This is a genomic window from Vogesella mureinivorans (assembly GCF_007644035.1).
Lineage (GTDB): Bacteria > Pseudomonadota > Gammaproteobacteria > Burkholderiales > Chromobacteriaceae > Vogesella > Vogesella mureinivorans.
The window spans coordinates 82,428-104,615 of record NZ_VMTV02000099.1; the positions used below are offsets into that span (position 1 = coordinate 82,428).

A 22,188-nucleotide genomic window follows, 5' to 3' on the forward strand; every position below is an offset into this window, starting at 1 on the left:
TTGCGGCTTTCTTTGGTAAAAACTTCCGATAAGTATAATTATCGGAAAAGTAATTGGCAAATCATTAAAAAATACATGTAATACGTAATAAAAATAATGAACAAAAAAGGGTATAATGCGTAAAAATCAGGAGGTATTTATGGATATCTATGCGCGCATCCGCCAGGTGGCATTTGATATGGTGTCTGAGGGGGAGTGGCCTACCGTGGTAGAAGTGCGGGCCCGGCTGGGTACCGGCTCGAACACCACCATCAACAACACGCTAAAGCAGTGGCGGCAGGAGTTTCTGTCGCGCATGGCCACCAGTGTGCGCCGGCCGGACTGGCCGCCAGCACTGGCTGATGCATTTGGCCAGCTGTGGCAAAAGGCTTGCGATGTGGCGGAGGAAAACCTGGCCACACTGCGTGAAGAAGTCAGCCTCAAGCTGGAGCAAGTCGTGGCAGAGTTGGCCGCAGCGCAGCGCGAGCTGGATGCGCGGGCCGATCAGCTGACCAGCCTTTCCGGCGAGCTAGCGCAGCAGCGCGAGCAGGGCCAGCAGGCCCGGCAGCAATTGGCCGAAGAACAAAGGCGGCGGCAGGCGCTGGAAGAAAGCGTGTCCGGCCTGGCGGCGTCCCTGGATGAGGCGCGTGCGCAAACATTGCTGCAACAAAAAGAGGCCGATGAGCGCGTGGCGGCGCTAGAGGCGCGCCAGGAGGCGCGTGTGCAGCAGCTGGCTGTGGAGGCGGCGCAGCGCGAGGCGCTGGCGTACGAGCGCTTTGAGGGTATGCGCGTGCGCTTGTACGAGCAGGTAGAAGAAGAGCGTACGCAAATGAAGCAGCGCACGCAGCTGCTGGAGCAGCAGCTGGCAGCGGCGCAGCAGCAGCTGGAGGCGCAGCGCAAGCAGCAGCAGCAATGGCAAGCCGATAGCGCGCGCGAGCTCGGTAAGGCGGCGGCTATGCAAGAGGCGGCCGCGCAGCGCGAAGCGCAGCTGCAGCAAGCTTGCCAGCAGTGGCAGCAGGCCGATGTGGTGCGGCAGCAGCAGCTGATGGCGCTGGCTGGCGAAGCGTCGGCTTTGCGCACCGAGCTGCAGATCGTGCGCGAGCAGCGCATGCCGCAGTTGCAGCAATGGCTGTTGCTGCATCGCGAACAGTTGGCCGCACTGCCAGCGGACGAGGCGGCAGCGCAGCTGGCGGGGTGGCTGGGCCTGTCAGCCGAATAGGCGGCTAAAGCGGGCGCAGATTTGCTCCAGCGCGGCGCGGTCACTGTCGTCGAATGACGCCAGCTCGATGGAATCGACATCCAGTACGGCACGCACGATACCGGCCTGGTCCAGCAGTGGCACCACGATTTCCGAGCGCGACAGCGACGAGCAGGCAATGTGGCCGGGGAAGGCATCCACGTCCGGTACCACTAGCGTAGTGGCTTGCTGCCAGGCGCTACCGCACACGCCTTTGCCTTTGCGAATGCGCGTGCAGGCGATGGGGCCCTGGAAGGGGCCGAGTACCAGCTCGTCGTTTTTCACCAGATAAAAGCCGGTCCACAGCCAGCCGAAAGTGTGATGTATGGCGGCGGCGGTGTTGGCCATGGCGGCGATCAGGTCGTCTTCGCCATCAATCAGGGCGAAGGCCTGCGGTAGCAGGGTGGCGTAGCGTTCGGCCTTGGTCTGGCCGTCGATGATCAGGTTTTCAGCCACTTGGCGAATCCTTGTTGAAAGCAGGGCGGGGCGGCAGCATAACAAAAAAGCCGGCGGCTGTGCCCCCGGCTTTTTTGTGGTGAGACTGGCCGGTGCGCGCAAGTGCACTGGCTTTGTAATGGGAGGGCCGCCGATGCGGATGGTTTGGTGATGCGGCCCAGCTTTGCCGGGTCCGCTGCCAAGGGTGTCTGTTCTGGTGTGCGGCCCGCAAAAAAGCCGGGGCGGTGCCTCCGGCTTTTTGATGTCTTGCCCGTGCAGGCTTACATCATGTGTTGGCCGCCGTTGATGGCAAAGTCGGCACCTGTGATGAAACCAGCGATATCGCTGGCCAGGTAGTTTACCAAGCCGGCAATCTCTTCCGGCTGGCCCAAGCGGCCTACCGGAATCTGGGCGATGATCTTGTTGCGTACGTCTTCCGGTACCGCCATCACCATGTCGGTGCCGATATAGCCCGGGCTGATGGTGTTCACGGTAATGCCTTTGCGCGCTACTTCTTGCGCCAGCGCCATGCTGAAGCCGTGCATGCCGGCCTTGGCGGCCGAGTAGTTGGTCTGGCCAAACTGGCCTTTCTGGCCATTGATGGACGAGATGTTGATCACGCGGCCAAAGCCACGTTCCAGCATGCTGTCCACTACCGGTTTGCACACGTTGAACAGGGAATCCAGGTTGGTGCTGATCACCGCATCCCAGTCGGCCTTGCCCAGTTTGCGGAAGCTGCTGTCGCGGGTAATGCCGGCGTTGTTTACCAGTACGTCTACCGGGCCGATGTCGGCCGTGATTTTGGCGATGGCTGCCTGGCAGGAGTCGAAATCGCTCACGTCGCATTGTACGGCGTGTACCTCAAAGCCCAGGCCTTTCATGTCGGCGGTCCAGGCTTGCTCTTTGCCTGGGCGGCTGTAGGTGGTGACGACGGTATGGCCGGTTTGCGCCAGGGCTTTGCAAATGGCGGTACCGATACCACCCATGCCACCGGTAACCAGTGCGATACGTTTTGTCATGGTGCTGACTCCTTGTCTGTATGTAATGTGGGTACACACATTACCGTTGAAATTTTTCTTCTGGGTGACAGATTAGAGTCAGTGCCATGAAATGTAAATGGTGTTTTCCCTTATAGATATTATTTATTTCGCATTTTGGGCGTGCGTGACCAGTTTTTGCAGTAAGGTCAGCCTGGCTGGGGAGATCTGGCCATCATCACAGGCCTGCTTGATGGCGCAGGAGGGCTCCATGCGGTGCGAGCAGTTGTGAAAGCGGCACTGGCCAATAAACGGGCGAATTTCCGGAAATAGCGCTGGCAGCTCGGTGGCGCCAATGTGACCCAGGCCAAATTCTTGCAGGCCTGGCGAGTCGATCAGGTGGCTTTCGCTATCGAGGTGGTAAAGCGCGGCGTGGGTGGTGGTGTGCTTGCCGGAGTCCAGTGCCACGGAAATATCCCCTACGCGTGCGGCGGCCTCGGGCAGCAGGGCGTTGGTAAGGGTAGACTTGCCCATGCCGGATTGTCCGACAAGTACACTGGTGTGGCCTTGTAGCAGTGGGCGCAGTTCGGCGGCACCATCCAGTGCGCTGACCACCGCCAGTTTGTAACCCAGCTTTTCATAAGCCTGCAGCTTGCTTAGCCACGCGGCTGTTTCTGGCAGGTCGCGCTTGTTGACCAGAATAACCGGCTCGATATCGGCGGCTTCTGCGGCGAGCAGGCAGCGGTTCAGCAGCTCTTCGTTGGGGCTGGGTACGGCGGCGGTAACAAAGATGATGCGGCTCACGTTGGCCGCAATCAGTTTGGTGCGCCAGTCGTCCTGGCGGTATAGCAGGCTGCTGCGTTCGTCTACCGATTCGATGACGGCTTGTTCATCGTTAATGATGCTGAGCTGGACGTGGTCGCCGCAGGCAAAATCCACGCGTTTGCCGCGGCTGGTGCAGTCATAGGTGCGGCCGGCGGTTTCTACAATGAAACGGCGACCGTAGCTGCGGATAATCTGGCCTTGCTGTTTCATGCGGCAGGCAGCAGGGCTTCTGCTTTGGCGGCGCAGATAAAGTCGTTCAGCGTCAGGCCGCCGGCGTCGTGGGTGCTAAAACGCACCACGGCGCGGTTGTAGTGTACCGACATGTCCGGGTGGTGGTCTTCTGCATGGGCTATCCAGGCGAGTGCATTCACGAACGCCATGGTTTTGTAGTAGTCGTCAAACATGAAGGTTTTGACCAGTTCGATGCCTTCCACTTGCCATTGCGGCAGGTGGCCCAGCAGTTCGCTAACGGTTTGCTGGCTTAGCGGGTGGGCGCCGTGTTGCGCTTCGCAGTGAAGCTCGAGCAGATTCATGTTGTGGTTCCTTGCAGGTGGGCGATACGCAGGCTCGCCGGTGGGTGGGAGTCGTAAAACGCGGAGTGTAGCGGGTCTGGCGTGAGCGTGCTTGCATTGTCACGATAGAGTTTTATCAGGGCGCTTTGCAGGGCGCCGGCCGGGCTGTGGGCCACGGCGTAGCTGTCTGCTTGGTATTCCTGATAGCGCGATAGCAGGCTGCCCAGCGGCGCCAGCAAAAAGGTAAAGGCGGGCGCGCACAGCATGAATAACAGCAGCGAGTTGGCCGGGTTACCCTGGCTGACATTCAGGCCGGTATGGAAATCGCTGTTGTGCAGCAGCATGGCGAAAACGGCTAGAAAAACCAGGGTGCTGACAAAGGTAAGCGCCAGTCGGGTGCGGATGTGGCCGTGGTGGAAGTGGCCCAGCTCGTGTGCCAGTACGGCTTCAATCTCGTCAGCATCCAGCTGCGCCAGCAGGGTGTCAAAAAACACGATGCGTTTGTTTTTGCCCAAGCCGGTAAAGTAGGCATTGCCGTGGGCAGAGCGGCGCGAGCCATCCATGACAAACAAGCCGTTGCTGGTAAAACCGCAGCGCTGCAGCAGTGCCTGGATGCGGCTTTGCAGTGTGGTGTCTTGTAATGGCGTAAAGCGGTTGAAACGTGGCGCAATCAGCGTGGGGTAGGCCCAGCTCAGCAGTAATATAAAGCTGCACCACGCCAGCCATGTCCATAGCCAGAAGTGCGGGCCGCCGTGCGCTAGCAGCCACAGCACGGCGGCGAGTACAGGGGCACCGATCACGATGCCCAGTAGCACGCCGCGCAGAAGGTCGACCGCAAACAGCGCGGGCGTGGTGCGGTTGAAGCCAAAACGCCGCTCCAGCACAAAAGTGCGATACAGGGATAGCGGCAGCCCGGCGCAGCTGCTGGCAAACAGGCACAGACCCAGGGTGGCCATGCCCGTCAGTAGTGTACTGTCAAACCAACTGGCGCCAAGCTGTGCGGCCAGGCTGATGCCGCCGCCAAAGGTGAGTAGCAGTACGGTGACCGTGTCTAGCAGCAGGCTGGCCATGTGCAGCTTGCTGCGGGCGCAGGTGTAGTCGGCCGCTTTCTGGTGGGCTTCCAGCGTAATGCTGTGGGCAAAGCCGGGTGGTACCTGCTGCCGGTGGCGGCGCACGTGCTTGATCTGGCGGCGTGTTAGCCAGGCTTGTACCGCCAGGCTGCTTAGCAGGGCCAGCAGGGTGGCCCATGAAAATGCGTTCATCAAGTGCGTTTGCCCTGTATGGGGTAAATGTCAGAAAATAGCTGAATTTTGAAAGAGCCTTATTATGCCGCAAGAACCGACACACCTCATCTGGCTGGACATGGAAATGACCGGCTTGAACCCGGATGGCGACCGTATTATCGAAGTGGCCATGATCATCACCGATAGCCAGCTGAATGTTGTAGCCGAGTCTCCCGTGATTGCCGTGCATCAGTCCGATAGCGTGCTGGATGCCATGGACGACTGGAACAAGAACACCCACGGCAAATCTGGCCTGGTAGCCCGCGTCAAGGCATCTGCGGTTAGCGAGGCGCAGGCCGAGCAGGTATTGCTGGATTTCCTGCAGCTGCACGTGCCGGCGGGCAAGTCCCCTATGTGCGGCAACTCCATTTGTCAGGATCGCCGCTTCATGGCGCGCTGGATGCCAAAGCTGGAAGATTACTTTCACTACCGCAATCTGGATGTGTCCACGCTGAAAGAGCTATGCAAGCGCTGGCGGCCAGAGCTGGCCAAGGGCGTGGTAAAGAAAGGCAAGCACGAGGCGCTGGCCGATATTCTGGAATCCATCGAAGAGCTGCGCTACTACCGCGAACATTTCCTGAAAGTGTAACGCCTGCACATGTCTACCGACCGTACCTGCATTAACGAGCAGCCCGTCTGGGCGCGGCTGCACCAGCACCAGCGCGCCACACGCCACCTGCACATGAAAGAGCTGTTTGCCCAGGACGCACAGCGTTTTGACCGCTATTCCCTGCAGCTTGATGGCCTGATGCTGGACTACGCCAAGAACCGCATTACCGACCGCACGCTGGAGCTGCTGCAGGAGCTGGCCCAGGCGGCAGACCTGCCAGGCTGGATGCGCAAGATGCGCGCGGGTGAGCGCATCAATATCAGTGAAAAGCGCGCGGTGCTGCATAGCGCCTTGCGTTTGCCGGCGCAGGCCAGCTTGCTGCTGGATGGCGAAGACATCGTGCCGCCGGTCCATGCGGTGCTGCAGCGCATGGCAGCTTTTTCGCAGCGGGTGCGTGCGGGGGCGTGGCTGGGCTTTAGCGGCCAACGTGTACGCCAGGTAGTTAACATCGGTATCGGCGGCTCCGACTTGGGCCCGCTGATGGTGGCCGAGGCGCTCAAGCCCTATGCCGACCCGGCGCTGACTTTTCATTATGTGTCCAATGTGGACGGGCAGCATCTGGCGCAGGTGCTGCAGCAGTGCGATGCGGCTACCACGCTGTTTATCGTGGCATCGAAATCGTTTGCCACGCCGGAAACACTGCTGAACGCCCAGGCGGCGCGGCGCTGGTTTTTGCAGCATGCGGGCGAGGCGGATATCGCCCGCCATTTTGTAGCGGTATCCACCAATGCGCCCGCGGTGCAGGCCTTTGGTATCGATACGGACAATATGTTCGGCTTTTGGGACTGGGTGGGCGGGCGCTATTCTGTCTGGTCGGCGATTGGTTTGCCGGTGATGCTGCAGATCGGCCCGGAGCGCTTTGCCGAGTTTCTGGCCGGCGGCGCGCGGATGGACGAGCACTTCTTCAATACCCCGTTCGAGCGCAACATCCCTGTGCTGCTGGGCTTGATTGGTATCTGGTACAACACCTTTTATGGTGCCCACACGCACGCCATCATGCCTTACGACCACGGCCTGCGCCGCTTGCCGGCGCATATCCAGCAGATGGATATGGAGTCCAACGGCAAGCGGGTAGGGCGCTATGGCGAGCGGCTGGATTTCGACACCGGCCCGGTGATCTGGGGTGAGGAGGGGGTGAACAGCCAGCATGCCTTCTTCCAGCTCTTGCACCAAGGCACGCGTCTGGTGCCGTGCGATTTCATTATTGCCATGAATACTCATTATCCGGTGGGTGAGCAGCACCGCGTGCTGGTGGCCAACTGCTTTGCCCAGACCGAGGCGCTGATGCGTGGCAAGACCGAGGCGGAGGTGTTGCAGGAGCTGAGCCATATGAGCGGTGACGAGCTGGATATGCTGTTGCCGCAAAAGCTGTTCCCGGGTAACCAGCCTAGCAATACCATCGCACTGGATAAGGTAACGCCTTATAACCTGGGCATGCTGCTGGCCATGTACGAACACAAGGTGTTTGTACAGGGCGTGATCTGGGGGGTGAACTCGTTCGACCAGTGGGGCGTGGAGTATGGCAAACAGCTGGCCAGCCGCTTGCTGACCGAGCTGGAAGCGGGGCAGGTGGCTGCCCACGATGCCTCTACCTGCGGCTTGATGCGTCACTATATGGAGCGCCGCCATGAATCTGCATGAGCTGGCGGTGCAGCTGGGCCAACAGTTGGCCGCAGCAGGGCAGCGCGTGACGGTAGCCGAATCCTGCACCGGTGGTGGTGTGGCAGCAGCGCTGACCGCCGTTCCCGGTAGCTCGGCGTGGTTCGATCTTTCGGTAGTGACCTACAGCAACGAAGCCAAGCAGCGCCTGCTTGGCGTGCCGCAGGCGATATTGCAGGCGCATGGCGCCGTCAGCTTGCCGGTGGCTGCTGCCATGGCCGAAGGTGCACGTGAGCTGGCCGGGGCTGATTGGGCTATGTCTGTCACTGGCATTGCGGGCCCTGGTGGCGGCTCGGCAGAAAAGCCTGTCGGGACCGTATGTTTTGCCGTGGCGCATGCCACTGGCACAGAGGCGCGCAGTTGTCATTTTGCGGGCGACCGTGACCAGGTGCGAGCCCAGGCGGTGGTGTGGGTACTGGGCTTTTTGCAGAGCTGTCTTTCCGGGCAGGCTGCGGCGTAATAGCGATAAAAAATGCCTTTTATGTGAATTTTGCGTGATATTTATGCAAAAACGCAGGTGTCGCACTGTGCGGCTGTGCGTATAATCACGCCCCTGCTCGCATAATTGAGGCAGGTTTGTTGGCGCCAATGCGACGGTAAGCCTGCCTTACTAATATGTTGGCCGTGTGTAGCGGCAAGATTATCGCTACTATGAGCCAGCCACTTTACAGACACGACGTTGGGAGAGACATCTCATGCAAATTACCAAGAAAAAGAGCCTGGCTGTTGCTGCTGCAACCCTGATGGCTGCGGCTTCATCCAGTTTTGCTTTCACCCCTGCCGTGGTCTACGACCAGGCTGGCAAATTCGACAAGAGCTTTAACGAAGCGGCCTATACCGGCGCCGAGCGCTTCAAGAAGTCTACTGGCATCGCTTACCGCGAAGCGCAGATCGCCAACGAAGCGCAAAAAGAGCAAGTGCTGCGTAACCTGGCGCGCAAGAATGTCGATCTGGTCATTGCTGTTGGTTTCTCCTTTACCCAGGCTGTTCAGACCGTGGCTGCCGAATTCCCTAAAGTGAAATTCGCCATCGTGGATGACGTGGCCAAGGGCGCAAACGTACAGTCTGTGATCTTCAAGGAACAGGAAGGCTCCTACCTGGTAGGCATGGCGGCTACCCTGGCGTCCAAATCCAAAAAAGTGGGTTTCATCGGTGGTATGGATGTACCGCTGATTCGTGCTTTCGGCTGCGGCTATACCCAGGGTGCCAAGGCAGCAGATGCCAAGGTCGAAGTGGTATCCAATATGACCGGCACCACCCCGCAAGCGTTTAACGACCCGGCACGCGGTGGCGAGCTGGCGCGTAGCCAGTTTGACCGTGGCGTAGACGTGGTATTCCACGCTGCTGGCGGTACCGGCATGGGCGTGCTGCAAGCGGCCAAAGACAAAAACAAGCTGGGTATCGGTGTGGATTCCAACCAGAACCACCTGTTCCCGGGCTTTGTGCTGACCTCCATGCTCAAGCGCGTAGACAATGCTGTTTACCAGCTGATGCTGGATGGCCAGAAAGGCACCTGGAAGCCAGGCGTGGTGACCATGGGTCTGAAAGAAGGCGGTGTGGATTGGGCGCTGGATGCGAACAACCGCAAGCTGATCAGCAAAGATATCGAAACCAAAGTAAACCAGGCCAAGAAAGACATTATTTCTGGCAAGGTAAAAGTGGTTGACTACCGCGCTGGCAATAGCTGCCCGGTAAAATAATGTTGTAATCGTCTGTCTGATCCAGACGACTTGTGCGGCAAGCAGTTCATTCTGCTTGCCGCACTTTATTGTGTCTGCAGTGGCGGTATAGTGAAGCCTGTTGCTGCTGCACAGCCCGGCTGCAGCTTGGCACGGGAGGGGTAGCCCCAGGCGTGGCGCGTGGCAGGTTTGCCATGCGGCCCGCAGGGGGAAAGGTGGCCGGCCTGGCTGGCTACCGTCTGATTATCGAGTTTCGTTTGGCGCGTGCGGCAAGCAATACCTGCTTGCCGCGCTTTGTTGTGCCTGCTGTATGCGGGGCGCCATATGGAAACGGCATTTTAACCGAGAGCGAGATCACTATGGCCGAATTAGCCATCGAGCTCATTGGCGTGAACAAACACTTCGGTGAAGTGCACGCCAATAAGAACATTACTTTCGGAGTTCGCAAAGGTACCGTTCACGGCATTATTGGCGAGAACGGTGCTGGCAAATCCACACTGATGAGCATTATCTATGGCTACTATCAGGCGGATTCCGGAACCATCAAGATTAACGGCAAGGCCGAGCGCATTCGTTCGTCGCATGCGGCCATTGGCCTGGGTATTGGCATGGTGCATCAGCATTTCATGCTGGTAGACCCGTTTACCGTGCTGGAAAACATTGTGCTGGGTGCCGAAGGTGGCATAACGCTGGATGGCAGCCTGGCTGCCGCGCGTACCCATCTGCAAAAGCTGAACCAGGACTACGGTCTGCAAGTGGACCCGGATGCGATTGTGGGCGAGCTGGGGGTGGGCACGCAGCAGCGTGTGGAAATCCTGAAAACGCTGTATCGCGGTGCCGACGTGCTGATTCTGGACGAGCCCACCGCAGTGCTGACACCGCAAGAGGCGGACGACCTGTTCCGCATCCTGCGTCTGCTGCGCGACCAGGGCAAGACGGTGATCCTGATTACGCACAAGCTGCGCGAGGTGCTGGATATTACCGACGATGTCACGGTAATGCGTGCCGGCGAAATCGTGGGGCAGGTGCGTACTGCGGATGTCACCAAGGAAGACCTGGCCGACCTGATGGTTGGCCGCAAGGTGAACATGCACCTGGACAAGGCCGCCGCCGTGCCAGGCAAAAAGGTGCTGAGTGTCTCCGGCCTGAACCTGGTAGACAGCCGTGGTGTAGCGCTGCTGAAGGATATCGGCTTTGACCTGCACGCTGGCGAGATCGTGGGTATTGCCGGTGTGTCCGGTAATGGCCAGTCCGAACTGCTGGAGGTGCTGTCCGGTATGCGCGAGGCCACGTCTGGCTCGGTGCAGTTCAAAGGCACGGAGCTGGCGACGCTGAAAACCCGCGAGCCGAAGGCGGCTGCCTATCGCAAGCTGGGTATTGCCCATATTCCGGAAGACCGTTCGCGCGAGGGCATGGTGAAGGACTTCATGACCTTCGAAAACGCCATCCTGGGCTACCACGATGACCCGAGCGTGCGCCGTGGCTTCCTGTTTAACCGCAAGGCCATCATCGAGCGTTGCCGTCGTTTCATCGACGAGTTCGACGTGCGTCCGGCGCTGACGCACCGCCGTATCGGCCTGTTCTCGGGTGGTAACCAGCAAAAAGTGATTCTGGCGCGTGAAATTCACGCCAACCCGGACCTGCTGCTGATCGGCCAGCCTACGCGTGGCGTGGATATCGGCGCGATCGAGTTCATTCACAAGCGCCTGATGCAGCTGCGTGACGAGGGCAAGGCCCTGCTGCTGGTGTCGGTAGAGCTGGACGAGATCATGGCCTTGAGTGACCGCATTATCGTGATGAACGGTGGTGCCATTTCCGGCGAGCTGCCGGCGGCTGAAGCCACCGCCACTTCGCTGGGTTTGTTGATGGGGGGACATAAATGAGTCAGCCAGCCAATATGCCGCGCTGGGCCAGCCTGTGGCTGATGCCGCTGCTGAACCTGTTTGCGGCACTGTTTGTATCGGGCCTGGTGATTGCACTGATCGGTGAAGACCCGGTGGAGTGCCTGAAACTGATGATTAACGGTGCATTCGGTTACCCCGAAGGCATCGGCTACACGCTGTTTTACACCACTAGCTTTATCTTTACCGGCCTGGCCGTGGCGGCGGCGTTTCATGCCGGCCTGTTCAATATCGGCGGCGAAGGCCAGATGTATCTGGCCGGCCTGGGCGTGACCCTGGTGTGCTTGCAGTTTGATTACTTGCCGGCGTATGTGGTGATTCCGCTGGCCATGTTGGCCGCCATCCTGTTTGGCGGGGCGTGGGCGCTGGTGCCGGGCTATCTACAGGCCAAGCGTGGCAGCCACATTGTGGTCACCACCATCATGTTCAACTTTATTGCCAGCTCGCTGATGACCTGGCTGCTGGTGGACAAGCTGCGCATGGAAGGCTCGCAAACACCGGCTACCCGCGAGTTTGCCCAGAACGCCTGGGTGCCCATGCTGCACGAGTGGTTTGCGCCGCTGGGTGTCGAGCTGCCCAATACCCCGCTGAATGCCAGCTTCTTCCTGGCGCTGATCGCCCTGGTGCTGTTCTACCTGGTGGTGTGGCATAGCCCGAAAGGCTTTGTGACCCGCACCGTGGGTCTGAACGAAAAAGCCGCCCGTTATGCCGGTATTCCGGTGGATAAGGTGATTATCGCCGTGATGTGCGTATCGGGTGCCTTGGCGGGCCTGGCGGCCATCAACGAGCTGCTGGGCTCTACCCACCGCATGAATATGGGCTTTACCAACGGTATCGGCTTTGTCGGTATCGCGGTGGCGCTGATGGGGCGTAACCACCCGGTAGGTATTCTGCTGTCGGCGCTGCTGTTTGGCGCGCTGACGCAGGGCGGCCTGGACTTGTCGTTCGAGAAGCCGGCCATTACACGCGAGATGATCATCTTTACCCAGGGCTTGATCATCCTGTTCTGTGGTGCGCTGGAAAACCTCTTCCAGACCCCGCTATCGGCTGCGTTCAAGCGCATGCTGAAGAACCAGTAAGGAGCACAGCATGGACATGATTTTTAGTGTGCTGGATGCCACGCTGCGTGTGAGTACCCCGCTGGTACTGGCGGCGCTGGCCGGTTTGTTTTCCGAGCGCTCCGGTGTGGTGGACCTGGCGCTGGAAGGCAAGATGTTGGCCGCAGCGTTTGCTGCCGCCTGCGTGGCATATATTGCGCAGTCCCCATGGGTGGGTCTGGGTGCCGGTATTGCCGCCGGTATGGCGGTGGCCATGCTGCACGGCATGGTGTCGATTACCTATAACGGCAACCAGCTGATTTCCGGCGTGGCCATCAACATGATGGTGTCGGGTGTTACCCCGGTGCTGGCGCTGGCCTGGTTCCAGCAGGGGGGGCGCACGCCTACGCTGTCGGACGAGGCGCGCTTTACCGCCATCGACCTGCCGTTTGCCGATGCCATTGCCCACAGCCCGGCGCTGAAAACCTTCTTTGGCCATAACATCCTGGTGTACCTGGCCCTGCTGCTGATTTTTGTGGTGAGCTGGGTGGTGTACAAGAGCCGCTTTGGCCTGCGTTTGCGTGCCGTGGGTGAAAACCCGCATGCGGCGGATGCGGCGGGTATCAGCGTGAAGGGCGTGCGTTATATGGCTCAGGCTGTTGGCGGTGCCTTGTGCGGTGTGGCGGGTGCCTACCTGGTGCTGGCGCAAACCGGCGCCTTTATCCAGGACATGACGGCCGGTAAAGGCTATCTGGCGCTGGCGGCGCTGATCTTTGGTAAATGGCGCCCATGGGCTGCCGTGCTGGGCTGCCTGATTTTTGCCTTTACCGATGCGATCCAGATTCGCCTGCAGGGCGTGGAGCTGCCGTTGATCGGCAGTATTCCGGATGCTTTCATCCAGGCGCTGCCGTACGTGCTGACCGTGGTATTGCTGGCGGGCTTCATGGGCCGTGCCGTGGCACCGAAAGCCATTGGCGTACCGTTTGTAAAATCACGCTAAGTTGGCCGCAAGCCATGACAAAACCCCCTGCCACTGGCAGGGGGTTTTTCTTTGGGCGCTGTGCCAAGCGGTAGCGCTTGTTCGGTTTTACTGTTTGTCTTTGTCGCCCAGCTTGGCGCGCGGGTGGGCGGTGTCGTACACCTTGGCCAGGTGCTGGAAATCCAGGCTGGTGTAGATCTGCGTGGTGGCCAGGTTGGCGTGGCCCAGCAGCTCTTGCACGGCGCGCAGGTCGCCGGAGGACTGCAGCATGTGGCTGGCAAAGGAGTGGCGCAGCATGTGCGGGTGCACGTGCTGTTCGCTGCCACTGTGCAGGGCCCAGCGCTCCAGCCGGCGGGCCAGCTGGCGGCTGCTGATGCGTACGCCTTTGCTAGAGACAAATAGCGCTTCCTCGCCGTCGGCGGCCTGGCGTAGCGGTAGCCAGCGCTGCAGGGCGGCGACCGCCTGCTTGCCGATGGGCAGGATGCGCTCGCGGTTGCCTTTGCCTTGTACTTTCAGCAGGGCTTCGCGCAGGTCGATGTCGGCCAGGTTGATGGACACGGTTTCGGATAGCCGCAGGCCGGATGAGTACATCAGCTCGAAAATGGCGGCGTCACGTATTTCGCGCTCGTCCTCGGCGGGGGCGTCCAGCAGCTGCATGGCGCTGTCCACACTCAGCGTCTTGGGTAGGCGCTGCCCGGCGCGTGGTGCACGCACGCCGGCGCAGGGGTTGGCCGCCAGCCATTCGCGGCGGATCATCCATTCAAACAGGCTGCGCCAGGTAGACAGCATGCGCGCCAGCGTGCGCGGCGACAGGCCGTGGCGGCGCAGCTGGCCCAGGGCGCGCTGGATGGCCGGGCCGTCTGTGTGCTCGGGCTGGCTGCTGCCTAGCAGCGCGGCCAGCTTGGTGAGGTCGCGACGGTAGGCGATGCGCGTGTGCTCGCTGCGTGCGGCCAACCTGAGCTGGTCGTCGTAGGCGTCAATCAGGGCTTGCCAGTGTGCGTCCATTAGCCGCGCCGCATTTTGGCCATCTGCATCAGGCGCTCGAAGAAGTGCATGTCCTGCTCGTTTTTCAGCAATGCACCGGCCATGGGCGGCGGGGTGTTGCTGTCGCGGTGCTGTTGCAGCTGTTGTTCGCTAATGCCTTCGCTGTCCAGCAGCTTCAGCCAGTCCAGCAACTCGGAGGTGGTGGGCTTCTTTTTCAGGCCGTTCATGTCGCGAATGCCGGTGAATACTTCCAGCGCCTCGCGTACCAGCTGCTGGCGGATATCGGGGTAGTGCACCTGGATGATCTGCTGCAAGGTGTCGCGGTCCGGAAAGCGGATGTAGTGAAAGAAGCAGCGACGCAGGAAGGCGTCCGGCAGCTCTTTTTCATTGTTGGAGGTAATGATGATGATGGGGCGATGGCGTGCTTTGATGAATTCTTGTGTTTCGTGCACAAAGAACTCCATCTGGTCCAGCTCGCGCAGCAGGTCGTTGGGGAATTCGATATCGGCTTTGTCGATTTCGTCGATCAGTAAGATGGCCTGCTCGTCGCTGGCAAAGGCTTGCCACAGCTTGCCCTGGCGGATGTAGTGGCGAATATCGTGCACTTTGTCATTGCCCAGCTGCGAGTCGCGCAGGCGCGACACGGCGTCGTACTCGTACAGGCCGTGCTGCGCCTTGGTGGTGGATTTGATCGGCCACACGATCAGCTGTTTGCCCAGCGCGCGGGCAATTTCCTCGGCCAGCATGGTCTTGCCGGTGCCGGGTTCGCCTTTTACCAGTAGCGGGCGCTGCAGGGTGATGGCGGCGTTGACGGCCATCATCAGGTCATCGGTGGCAATGTAGTTGTCGGTGCCGTTAAAGCGGGTTTTCATGGTTTAGCCTGTGTGTTGTTATGCATAAATGCAAACAGCCGCCTGGCGGCGGCTGCTGTCGGTGGCTGGCTTAGTTTTTTGCCAGCTCGGCCTGGAGGTCGTCCAGGGTAATGTGCCAGTAGTGCATCATGTGGCGCAACAGCAGCATTTCCGGATCACTGATTGTATTGTCCGATTTGCAAATGTCCAGCGCCAGTGCGCAGCAGATCACGCGCTTGTTGCGCTCGGTCACGCCGTCCAGAATGATATTGGTGCGCTCGGAAGCCAGCAGGTGGATGGTGCCGTCTTCTTCGGCCTCATCAGAAATATCGTCGCAGTAATCTACCAGCACTTTGATGAAGTCTTTGCGGCCCAGATTCAGCAGCTCGTAGACGTGCAGGTTTTCCAGGGTTTCGATCTCGCGCGGGTCCATATTGCCATCGGTAATCATGAACATGGCAAGAATGCGTGCCAGGGCTTCCGGGCTGTTTGGCGCGTATTTTTTCATGGCGCGTTTCCTTTTTCGTGTGCCGCCAGCCGGGCAGTGAATGCCATGGGCGCTGGGGCGACTTTTCGTTGTTGATAGTCAAAAAACACCACACCTGTCTTGATGCGTAGTGTTTCTTGTTGAGTCCGGGTGTTGCTGGCGGTGTAGACGATATCAAAGCCGTACCGGTTGTGGTCTGCCAAGCCTAGCTCGAAATGCATCACATCGCCATGAAACACTTCTGCCTTGTACATTACCGCAGCGTCACTAACGATAATACCGAAGCCTTCGATATTTAGCTCGGTGTAATCGAGTGATTTGAGCCAGCGCAAGCGTACTTCGTGTGCCAGGCGCAACGCAGCGTCATTGCCCATGTGGCCGCCGTAGTTGATATCGGCAATGGCGACTTGCAGTTCGGTGCGGAACACTATGCTTTGCGGTAGATCTATTACGATGCGAGCCATGCGCTTGTCCTTATTCCAATGATGTAATACTGCGCTTGCTGTTAATCTTTATCAATGCCTGTGTGATGGCTTGCGCTAGACTTGAATAACACGTGAGACAGGAGGGCATATGTATCAGCGAATTTATATTCCGGTAGACGACAGCACCACATCCGCGCTGGCGCTGGCAGAGGCATGCAAGCTGGCGAAAGAGGTAGGGGCGGCAGTGCGCCTAGTGCACGTGGTCGATCTGGCGCAATTTGGCTGGGGTGGTGCCGAGTTTCTGGATGCGGCCGAGCTGCAGGGGGCCATCAAGCAGGCTGGCGAGCAGGTGTTGGCCGCATGCCATGCCAAGGTGCTGGCGCAGGGGCTCACGGCAGAATCGCATATTCTGGAAAGCTGGGGCGACCGTATTGCCAGCGTGATTGTGGAAGATGCCAATAGCTGGGGTGCCGACCTGATGGTGATGGGGACGCACGGCCTGGGGGGCTTGCTGCACTTGCTGATGGGCAGTGTGGCAGAGGGGGTGCTGAAGCAAGCTGATGTGCCTGTGTTGCTGGTGCGCAACCCGGGCGAAGACTGATAGATTTGCTTGTTCGCCATAAAAAAACCCCGGCCAACTGGCCGGGGTTTTTGCACGCTGACGATCAGGCTTCGGCAGTATCTGCGCTGCCTTCGGTCTGGGCATCCATACGGGCACGTACGGCTTTGCGCAGGCTCTTGTACAGGTCAGGGTGGGTTTCTTTCAGGTATTCCACGATTTCGAAATCTTCGCGACGTACTTTTGTCAGGTCGATTTGTTCAACATGTACCAGGCGCAGCAGTTCGCGTACTGGTTTAGGCATGTTGCGGCCGCTTTCGTAGCGGCTGCCGCCAGACTGGGTAACGCCGATGCGGCTCCAGAATTCTTGCTGGTTCAGGCCCAGTTTGCGGCGGATTTCACGTGGATTGGCGATTTTGTCAAACAGTTTCATAGCGTTCCTCGCTTCTGTTCAATTCAGGGATCCGGATGCTATCCGGGTGACGTTTTCAAGATGAAACTATGGAACAAGGTCGTTGCCGAGTCCCTTTATGTACTGCATATGATAGCAGTATTTTTAAGCGATCAAAAGAAAAATGCTCTAGGGATTGTCAATAGATTTTGATCAACAAATTTAGTTCAATCAAAATTTGTGAAGCAGAGGAACGGGTGAAACGAGGGGGGAGGGGTGGCGAGCCTGAACCCCGGCACTTGCACTAAATAGCTGTGGCTGCTTCCTTCCGGACCTGACCAGGTTGGCTACCGTACAATGCGGGGGGGCCCGCCATAGAGAGAGCGCATAATACATGGCTTATGCCCGTCTGCCAAGCCTGACGCGGGTTTTTTGGCCGCAAAAGCCAGCTTGCCGTGGTTTGCATGCTGCTGGCAATTGGGTATGCTGCCCATAGCACACCACCTGTTGAAAGGCGCCCGCCATGACCTGTCTGCCCCATACCGAAGCGATCCTGTCCCGATTGTTATCCTTTGATACCACCAGCCGCGACTCTAACCTGGCACTGATCCAGTGGGTGGCGAGCTGGCTTGAGCAGTATGGCGTGGCCAGTACGCTCACATTTAATGATGAAAAAACCAAGGCTAACCTGTTTGCGCATCTGGGCGACCCGGCGCTGCCTGCCGTGGTGCTGTCGGGGCATACCGACGTGGTGCCGGTAGATGGCCAGCAATGGCACTTTCCGCCTTTCGAGATGACAGTTCGCGATGGCCAGGTATATGGCCGGGGCAGCGCGGACATGAAGGGTTTTATTGCCTGCGTGCTGGCCGCCGTACCGCGCTGGCAGCAGCTGCAGGCGGGCGGGTGCATGACGCGCAGCCTGGGTATTGCGCTGTCGTATGATGAAGAGGTCGGCTGCCTGGGGGTGGGGCGGCTCATTGATGATCTTGCTGCCCGCCAAGTGCCGGTGGCGGGTTGCATTATCGGGGAACCTACCATGATGCGCCCGGTGATTGCGCACAAGGGCATCGCTCACTACCGCGTACACGTGCGTGGCCGTGCAGCGCATTCTTCGCTAACGCCGCAGGGGGTGAATGCAATCGAGTACGCGGCACGGCTGGTGACGCATATCCGCAAACTGGCCGATACCGAGCAGTCATTCGGTAGCCGTCACCCGCTATACGATGTGCCATTTGCCACGCTGCAAACCGGGCTGATAAAAGGTGGCAATGCGGCCAACATCGTGCCCAAGGACTGCGAGTTTGTGTTCGAGATGCGCTGGTTGCCGGGTGATCAGCATGAGCGCTTTGTGGCATCCGTCAAAGATTACGCCCAGGTCTTGCTGGCCGAGATGCAGCAGGTGGCGCCAGAGGCGGATATCCAGTTTGAAGCCCTGGTGAATTGCCCGCCATTCGAATACACGCCGGGTAGCGAAATTACCCGCCATGTGGAGGCCTTATGCCAGGGCTGCAGCCACGATGCTGTGGCGTACACCACCGAGGCCGGCCGTTTTCACGAGGCCGGCATCCCTTGCGTGGTATGCGGGCCAGGGTCTATCGAGCAGGCTCACCGCCCGGATGAGTTTGTTAGCCAGGCGCAGCTGGCGGCCTGCGATGCCTGGCTGGATCAGCTGTTTGTGCGCCTGAAACAGGCATAAAGCGGCGGTAAACTACTTTACGCCCGACGCGTCCAGCCTCAGAATCGCGGCTCCCGAATAAGGGGCCGAGTACCCGCCCTGTCACAAGCAGGGCGGGTTTGTTATTGGTTTTGACGTTGGACCGCATATGAAAAACGAAACAAGACCCGCAGCACAACAGACTGCGGGCAATAGCCGGGACGCCTTTACCTCCAGTTTTGGCGTGTTGGCCGCAACGCTGGGCTCAGCCGTGGGGCTGGGCAATATCTGGAAGTTTCCCTACGTTACCGGCGCTAACGGTGGTGCCAGCTTTCTGGTGGTGTATGTACTGGCTACGCTACTAGTAGGTCTGCCGGTGATGATTGCCGAAATCATGCTGGGCCGTAAGGCCAAGGCCGATGCGGTGACCACCTTGCGTACCCTGGCCCCCGCCGGCCAGCCGTGGTGGCTGATTGGTGGCTTTGGGGTGATCGCGGCTTTTCTGATCATGTCGTTTTATTCCGAAGTGGCCGCCTGGGTATTTGCCTACGTCTTCAAGGCGCTGCGTGGCGATATCCTGTCCAGCGACCCGGCGGTGACGTCGGCAGCGTTTGGCGCACTGATTAGCGACCCGGTGCAGTCGCTGCTGTGGCAGTGGGCCGTGCTGCTGATGATTGGCGGCATTTTGCTGATGGGCGTAGCCAAAGGTATCGAGGCGGTCACCAAAAAGCTGATGCCGGTGCTGTTCTTGCTGCTGCTGGTGATTTGTGCGCGTAGCCTGATGCTGCCGGGCGCCATGGATGGCTTGTCGTTCCTGTTTACCCCGGACTGGAGCAAGATCACCGGCGAGGTGGTACTGGTGGCCATGGGGCTGGCGTTCTTCAAGCTGTCTATCGGTATGGGCACCATGATGACTTATGGCAGCTATTTCCGTGATGACCAAAACATTCCCACCACCACGCTGCGCGTGATGAGTGCTGACCTGTTTGTGTCCATGCTGGCGGGTATTGCCATCTTCCCGGCGGTGTTCAGCTTCGGCTTCAAGCCGGAGGCGGGCCCGTCGCTGCTGTTTATCACCATTCCAGCGGTGTTTGCCAGCATGCCCATGGGCCACCTGTTCATGGTGCTGTTCTTTGTGCTGGCAGCGGTGGCCGCTACCGGTGCCATGCTGTCCATTCTAGAGGTGCCGGTATCGGTGATGGCGGGCCGCCTGGGTGTGTCGCGCAAGAAAGCCACGCTGATCAACCTGCTGTTGTTGGCGCTGATTGGTGCGACCTGCGCGCTGTCCAACAGCCTGCTGGCCGATGTGAAACCGTTCGGCATGACCTTCTTCGACCTGTTTGACTATATCTCGTCGTATATCCTGATGCCGCTGGGCGGTATTTTCATCTGCCTGTTTGTGTCCTGGGTGTGGGGCAAGGGCAATATGGCTGCCGCGCTGAGTAACGAAGGCCGTCTGGCCAATAGCAAGGTGGTGGCAGGTTTGTATGTGTTGCTGAAATTTGTGACCCCGCTGCTGATCTTGCTGGTGATGCTCAAGGGTTTGGGCTTGCTGTAACGCAGGTGGGTTGTCAGTGAAGCAAGGTTGGCCGCAGCGTGCGGCCAACCTTTTTGTTTATTCCGGGGGAAGTCATGAAGATTGTTCGTATCAGCCAGCACAATATCGTGCCGCAACAAGACCGGCCCAACCCGCAGCGCCTGGTGGCGGGTAACCCGCTGCGGCATACCTGGCCGGCCTATGACACGGCAGATGGCGTGTGTGCTGCCGGTATCTGGTCGTGCGAAACCGGTGCCTGGCGTATTGCTTTTGCCGATAACAAGCACGAATTTTTTGCCGTGATCAGCGGCCAGGTGTGCCTGACCGACGAAGCAGGGCACGCCGAGACATTCGGCCCGGGTGAGGCGGCGGTGATTCCGGCGGGCTTTCGCGGCGAGTTTCGCGTGCTGGCGCCGGTAAGCAAGTACTACGTGATCGTAACGGCGGCGGCGCCTGTGGTTTAGTCGCGCTGGTAGGCGTCCGGGTCCACGGGCGGGGTGTCAAAGCCGTTGATGTCTCTGGCGGGTTTGTTCAGCTGTAGCAATATCAAGCCATTGAGCCCGCCAAAAAACCACGCTAGCAGAAAGAAAACCGAGTAAGCGCTGAGCTCGTCGCGGAAAAGCTGCTTGCCATGCAGTGCCAGCTCGTAGGGGTCGAATACCGAGAAAAAGCAGGTGGTGGCCAGCAGTGCGGTCAAGAACGATGGCCATAAAACCAGGATAAGCTTGCGCATGGGTTGCTCCTTTGTTTGCCCGAGTATGCCATTCAGTATAGGGCAAACGAAAAAAGCCGCGCTGAGCGCGGCTTTTCAGGCTGCTGCCAAAGTGCCAGTCTAGCTTGTAGCGGTCCCGGCAAAGCCGGGCCGCGCCAAATAAGTACTTGAATCGGCAGCCTTCCTGTGTACAAAACAAACCCTGTTTGCATTGCGAACAGGGTTTGTTATCCATCTCAAAAGCCGCGCACTGCGCGGCTTTTGTTGTAAGGCTTACTTCACTTTGTTGGCATACATGAAGTTTTCCATCTTGTTTTCGGCCAGGTTGAACCAGCCGTGCTGCAAGGTGCGGAACTTCTTCCACTCGGTATAGATTTTCTTGAAATCCGGGTTGGTGGTGGCTTCTTTTTCGTACAGCGCGAAGGCGGCTTTCTGCGCGGCTTTCATGATGTCGGCCGGGTACTGGTGCAGTTTGGTGCCTTTTTGCAGCAGGCTAACCAGTGCTACCGGGTTTTTGGCGTCGTACTCGGCCTGCATGCTGATGTTGGCCTCGGCGGCGGCCACTTCAAACGCAGCCTTGTACGCGGGTGGCAGCTTGTCCCATTCTTTCTTGGAAACATAGAAAGACAGGTTCGGGCCCGGTTCCCAGAAGCCAGGGTAGTAGTAGTGCTTGGCGACTTTGTAGAAGCCCAGCTTCTCGTCATCGTACGGGCCTACCCATTCGGTAGCGTCGATGGTGCCTTTTTCCAGCGCCGGGTAGATGTCGCCACCGGCCAGCGTTTGTGGTACCGCGCCCAGGGCCGCCATGATCTCGCCGCCAAAGCCCGGAATACGCATTTTCAGGCCTTTCAGGTCGGCCAGGGTTTTCACTTCCTTGCGGAACCAGCCGCCCATCTGGGTGCCGGTGTTGCCGCCTGGGAAGTTCACCACGTTGTACTTGGCAAAGAACTCGCGCATCAGCGCCATGCCACCACCATAGTACAGCCAGGCATTTTGCTGGCGCGAGGTCAGGCCGAACGGCAGCGAGGTATCAAACGCAAACGCCTTGTTCTTGCCCACGTAGTAGTAGCTGGCGGTGTGGCCGCATTCCACGGTGCCGTTCTGTACGGCGTCCAGTACCTGGGTGCCCGGTACGATCTCGCCGCCCGGGAAGGAGCGGATCTGGAACTTGCCGCCGGTCAGCTCGGCAACGCGCTTGCCCAGCTGCTCTGCTGCGCCATAAATGGTATCCAGGCTTTTCGGGAAGCTGGATGCCAGGCGCCAGCGTACGGTGGGGCCGTCATTGGCGAGGGCCGGGGCGGCCACCGCTGCGGTAGCTAGGCCGGCTGCACCGGCTTTTTTCAGAAACGAGCGTCTTTCCACAGTGATCTCCTTGTGTTGTTTACTGCTGTGCTCTCAGGCTTTGTGGTTTGCCTGAAAATCTATTTGTTGCTGGATGCGATGTCCAGCAGCTTGTTTCGATAGAGGCGGCATGA

24 protein-coding genes and 1 other RNA gene are annotated in these 22,188 nt (G+C 59.1%); 12 read left to right on the forward strand and 13 right to left on the reverse strand.

The features are described from left to right. The first annotated feature begins 139 nt into the window (after positions 1-139). Positions 140-1,198: a DNA-binding protein gene (locus FLQ44_RS02530; protein WP_170252731.1), complete on the forward strand. Its 1,059-nt coding sequence runs from the start codon at positions 140-142 to the stop codon at positions 1,196-1,198. Here the strand turns inward: FLQ44_RS02530 and FLQ44_RS02535 are convergent. The 5 genes from FLQ44_RS02535 to FLQ44_RS02555 form a co-directional block, all read right to left on the reverse strand. Then, positions 1,187-1,672, reverse strand: coding sequence for a free L-methionine (R)-S-oxide reductase MsrC (locus FLQ44_RS02535; RefSeq protein ID WP_147692909.1), 486 nt, complete (start codon positions 1,670-1,672; stop codon positions 1,187-1,189). The genes FLQ44_RS02530 and FLQ44_RS02535 overlap by 12 nt on opposite strands. 260 nt (positions 1,673-1,932) lie before the next feature. Next, positions 1,933-2,670: a beta-ketoacyl-ACP reductase gene (locus tag FLQ44_RS02540; protein WP_147692910.1), complete on the reverse strand. Its 738-nt coding sequence runs from the start codon at positions 2,668-2,670 to the stop codon at positions 1,933-1,935. A gap of 123 nt (positions 2,671-2,793) precedes the next feature. Continuing rightward, on the reverse strand, positions 2,794-3,663 hold the full coding sequence (rsgA, locus tag FLQ44_RS02545; RefSeq protein WP_147692911.1) for a ribosome small subunit-dependent GTPase A: 870 nt from the start codon (positions 3,661-3,663) through the stop codon (positions 2,794-2,796). Beyond that, complete coding sequence (locus FLQ44_RS02550; RefSeq protein ID WP_147692912.1) at positions 3,660-3,986, reverse strand: 4a-hydroxytetrahydrobiopterin dehydratase; 327 nt, start codon at positions 3,984-3,986, stop codon at positions 3,660-3,662. The genes rsgA and FLQ44_RS02550 overlap by 4 nt, the downstream gene beginning before the upstream one ends. After that, the gene (locus FLQ44_RS02555) at positions 3,983-5,227 is read right to left on the reverse strand and encodes a M48 family metallopeptidase (RefSeq protein WP_206208629.1); all 1,245 of its coding nucleotides are present in this window, start codon (positions 5,225-5,227) and stop codon (positions 3,983-3,985) included. The genes FLQ44_RS02550 and FLQ44_RS02555 overlap by 4 nt, the downstream gene beginning before the upstream one ends. 64 nt (positions 5,228-5,291) lie before the next feature. Here FLQ44_RS02555 and orn point away from each other — a divergent pair, with 64 nt between their 5' ends. The 7 genes from orn to FLQ44_RS02590 all read left to right on the forward strand — a co-directional run bounded on the left by orn (position 5,292) and on the right by FLQ44_RS02590 (position 13,134). Then, positions 5,292-5,837, forward strand: a complete 546-nt coding sequence (orn, locus tag FLQ44_RS02560) for an oligoribonuclease (protein WP_147692914.1) — start codon at positions 5,292-5,294, stop codon at positions 5,835-5,837. Positions 5,838-5,846: 9 nt separating this feature from the next. Further along, entirely contained in the window at positions 5,847-7,499 is a 1,653-nt protein-coding gene (pgi, locus tag FLQ44_RS02565) for a glucose-6-phosphate isomerase (RefSeq protein ID WP_147692915.1), read from the forward strand. Further along, positions 7,486-7,977, forward strand: coding sequence for a CinA family protein (locus FLQ44_RS02570; RefSeq protein WP_147692916.1), 492 nt, complete (start codon positions 7,486-7,488; stop codon positions 7,975-7,977). The genes pgi and FLQ44_RS02570 overlap by 14 nt, the downstream gene beginning before the upstream one ends. 235 nt (positions 7,978-8,212) lie before the next feature. Next, positions 8,213-9,217 carry a BMP family lipoprotein gene (locus tag FLQ44_RS02575; protein ID WP_147692917.1) on the forward strand — a complete coding sequence of 335 codons (1,005 nt, stop codon included), beginning with the start codon at positions 8,213-8,215 and terminating at the stop codon, positions 9,215-9,217. A 338-nt stretch (positions 9,218-9,555) separates the two neighbouring features. Beyond that, complete coding sequence (locus tag FLQ44_RS02580) at positions 9,556-11,079, forward strand: ABC transporter ATP-binding protein (protein ID WP_147692918.1); 1,524 nt, start codon at positions 9,556-9,558, stop codon at positions 11,077-11,079. Further along, the gene (locus FLQ44_RS02585; RefSeq protein ID WP_206208630.1) at positions 11,076-12,176 is read left to right on the forward strand and encodes an ABC transporter permease; all 1,101 of its coding nucleotides are present in this window, start codon (positions 11,076-11,078) and stop codon (positions 12,174-12,176) included. The genes FLQ44_RS02580 and FLQ44_RS02585 overlap by 4 nt, the downstream gene beginning before the upstream one ends. A 10-nt stretch (positions 12,177-12,186) precedes the next feature. After that, on the forward strand, positions 12,187-13,134 hold the full coding sequence (locus FLQ44_RS02590; RefSeq protein ID WP_147692919.1) for an ABC transporter permease: 948 nt from the start codon (positions 12,187-12,189) through the stop codon (positions 13,132-13,134). Positions 13,135-13,221: 87 nt separating this feature from the next. On the opposite strand, the gene FLQ44_RS02595 is transcribed toward FLQ44_RS02590, so the two are convergent. From FLQ44_RS02595 to FLQ44_RS02610, 4 genes are all read right to left on the reverse strand, one after another. Further along, complete coding sequence (locus FLQ44_RS02595; protein ID WP_147692920.1) at positions 13,222-14,118, reverse strand: tyrosine recombinase XerC; 897 nt, start codon at positions 14,116-14,118, stop codon at positions 13,222-13,224. Beyond that, positions 14,118-14,969, reverse strand: a complete 852-nt coding sequence (locus tag FLQ44_RS02600; protein ID WP_147692921.1) for an AAA family ATPase — start codon at positions 14,967-14,969, stop codon at positions 14,118-14,120. Before FLQ44_RS02600 ends, FLQ44_RS02595 begins: the two co-directional genes overlap by 1 nt. A gap of 70 nt (positions 14,970-15,039) precedes the next feature. Next, the gene (locus FLQ44_RS02605; protein ID WP_147692922.1) at positions 15,040-15,456 is read right to left on the reverse strand and encodes a hypothetical protein; all 417 of its coding nucleotides are present in this window, start codon (positions 15,454-15,456) and stop codon (positions 15,040-15,042) included. Then, complete coding sequence (locus tag FLQ44_RS02610) at positions 15,453-15,899, reverse strand: thioesterase family protein (protein ID WP_147692923.1); 447 nt, start codon at positions 15,897-15,899, stop codon at positions 15,453-15,455. Before FLQ44_RS02610 ends, FLQ44_RS02605 begins: the two co-directional genes overlap by 4 nt. Before the next feature lie 109 nt (positions 15,900-16,008). Between FLQ44_RS02610 and FLQ44_RS02615 the strand changes: the two genes are divergently transcribed. Continuing rightward, positions 16,009-16,461 (forward strand): universal stress protein, encoded by a 453-nt coding sequence (locus FLQ44_RS02615; protein ID WP_147692924.1) that lies wholly within the window; start codon positions 16,009-16,011, stop codon positions 16,459-16,461. A 64-nt stretch (positions 16,462-16,525) separates the two neighbouring features. On the opposite strand, the gene FLQ44_RS02620 is transcribed toward FLQ44_RS02615, so the two are convergent. Then, positions 16,526-16,852 carry a helix-turn-helix domain-containing protein gene (locus FLQ44_RS02620; RefSeq protein ID WP_017509137.1) on the reverse strand — a complete coding sequence of 109 codons (327 nt, stop codon included), beginning with the start codon at positions 16,850-16,852 and terminating at the stop codon, positions 16,526-16,528. 233 nt (positions 16,853-17,085) lie between these two features. Continuing rightward, positions 17,086-17,184, reverse strand: an RNA gene (ffs, locus tag FLQ44_RS02625) — signal recognition particle sRNA small type. Positions 17,185-17,333: 149 nt separating this feature from the next. On the opposite strand from ffs, the gene argE reads away from it, so the two are divergent. The 3 genes from argE (at position 17,334) to FLQ44_RS02640 (ending at position 20,465) form a co-directional block, all read left to right on the forward strand. Then, positions 17,334-18,506 carry an acetylornithine deacetylase gene (gene argE, locus FLQ44_RS02630; protein ID WP_147692925.1) on the forward strand — a complete coding sequence of 391 codons (1,173 nt, stop codon included), beginning with the start codon at positions 17,334-17,336 and terminating at the stop codon, positions 18,504-18,506. 127 nt (positions 18,507-18,633) lie between these two features. After that, on the forward strand, positions 18,634-20,022 hold the full coding sequence (locus tag FLQ44_RS02635) for a sodium-dependent transporter (protein WP_147692926.1): 1,389 nt from the start codon (positions 18,634-18,636) through the stop codon (positions 20,020-20,022). 74 nt (positions 20,023-20,096) lie between these two features. Continuing rightward, the gene (locus tag FLQ44_RS02640; protein ID WP_147692927.1) at positions 20,097-20,465 is read left to right on the forward strand and encodes a cupin domain-containing protein; all 369 of its coding nucleotides are present in this window, start codon (positions 20,097-20,099) and stop codon (positions 20,463-20,465) included. Here the strand turns inward: FLQ44_RS02640 and FLQ44_RS02645 are convergent. Both FLQ44_RS02645 and FLQ44_RS02650 read right to left on the reverse strand, forming a co-directional pair. Then, complete coding sequence (locus FLQ44_RS02645; RefSeq protein WP_147692928.1) at positions 20,462-20,734, reverse strand: hypothetical protein; 273 nt, start codon at positions 20,732-20,734, stop codon at positions 20,462-20,464. The two genes, FLQ44_RS02640 and FLQ44_RS02645, sit on opposite strands and share 4 nt — an antisense overlap. Before the next feature lie 252 nt (positions 20,735-20,986). Next, positions 20,987-22,075 carry a TRAP transporter substrate-binding protein gene (locus FLQ44_RS02650; protein ID WP_147692929.1) on the reverse strand — a complete coding sequence of 363 codons (1,089 nt, stop codon included), beginning with the start codon at positions 22,073-22,075 and terminating at the stop codon, positions 20,987-20,989. Positions 22,076-22,188: the final 113 nt, after the last annotated feature.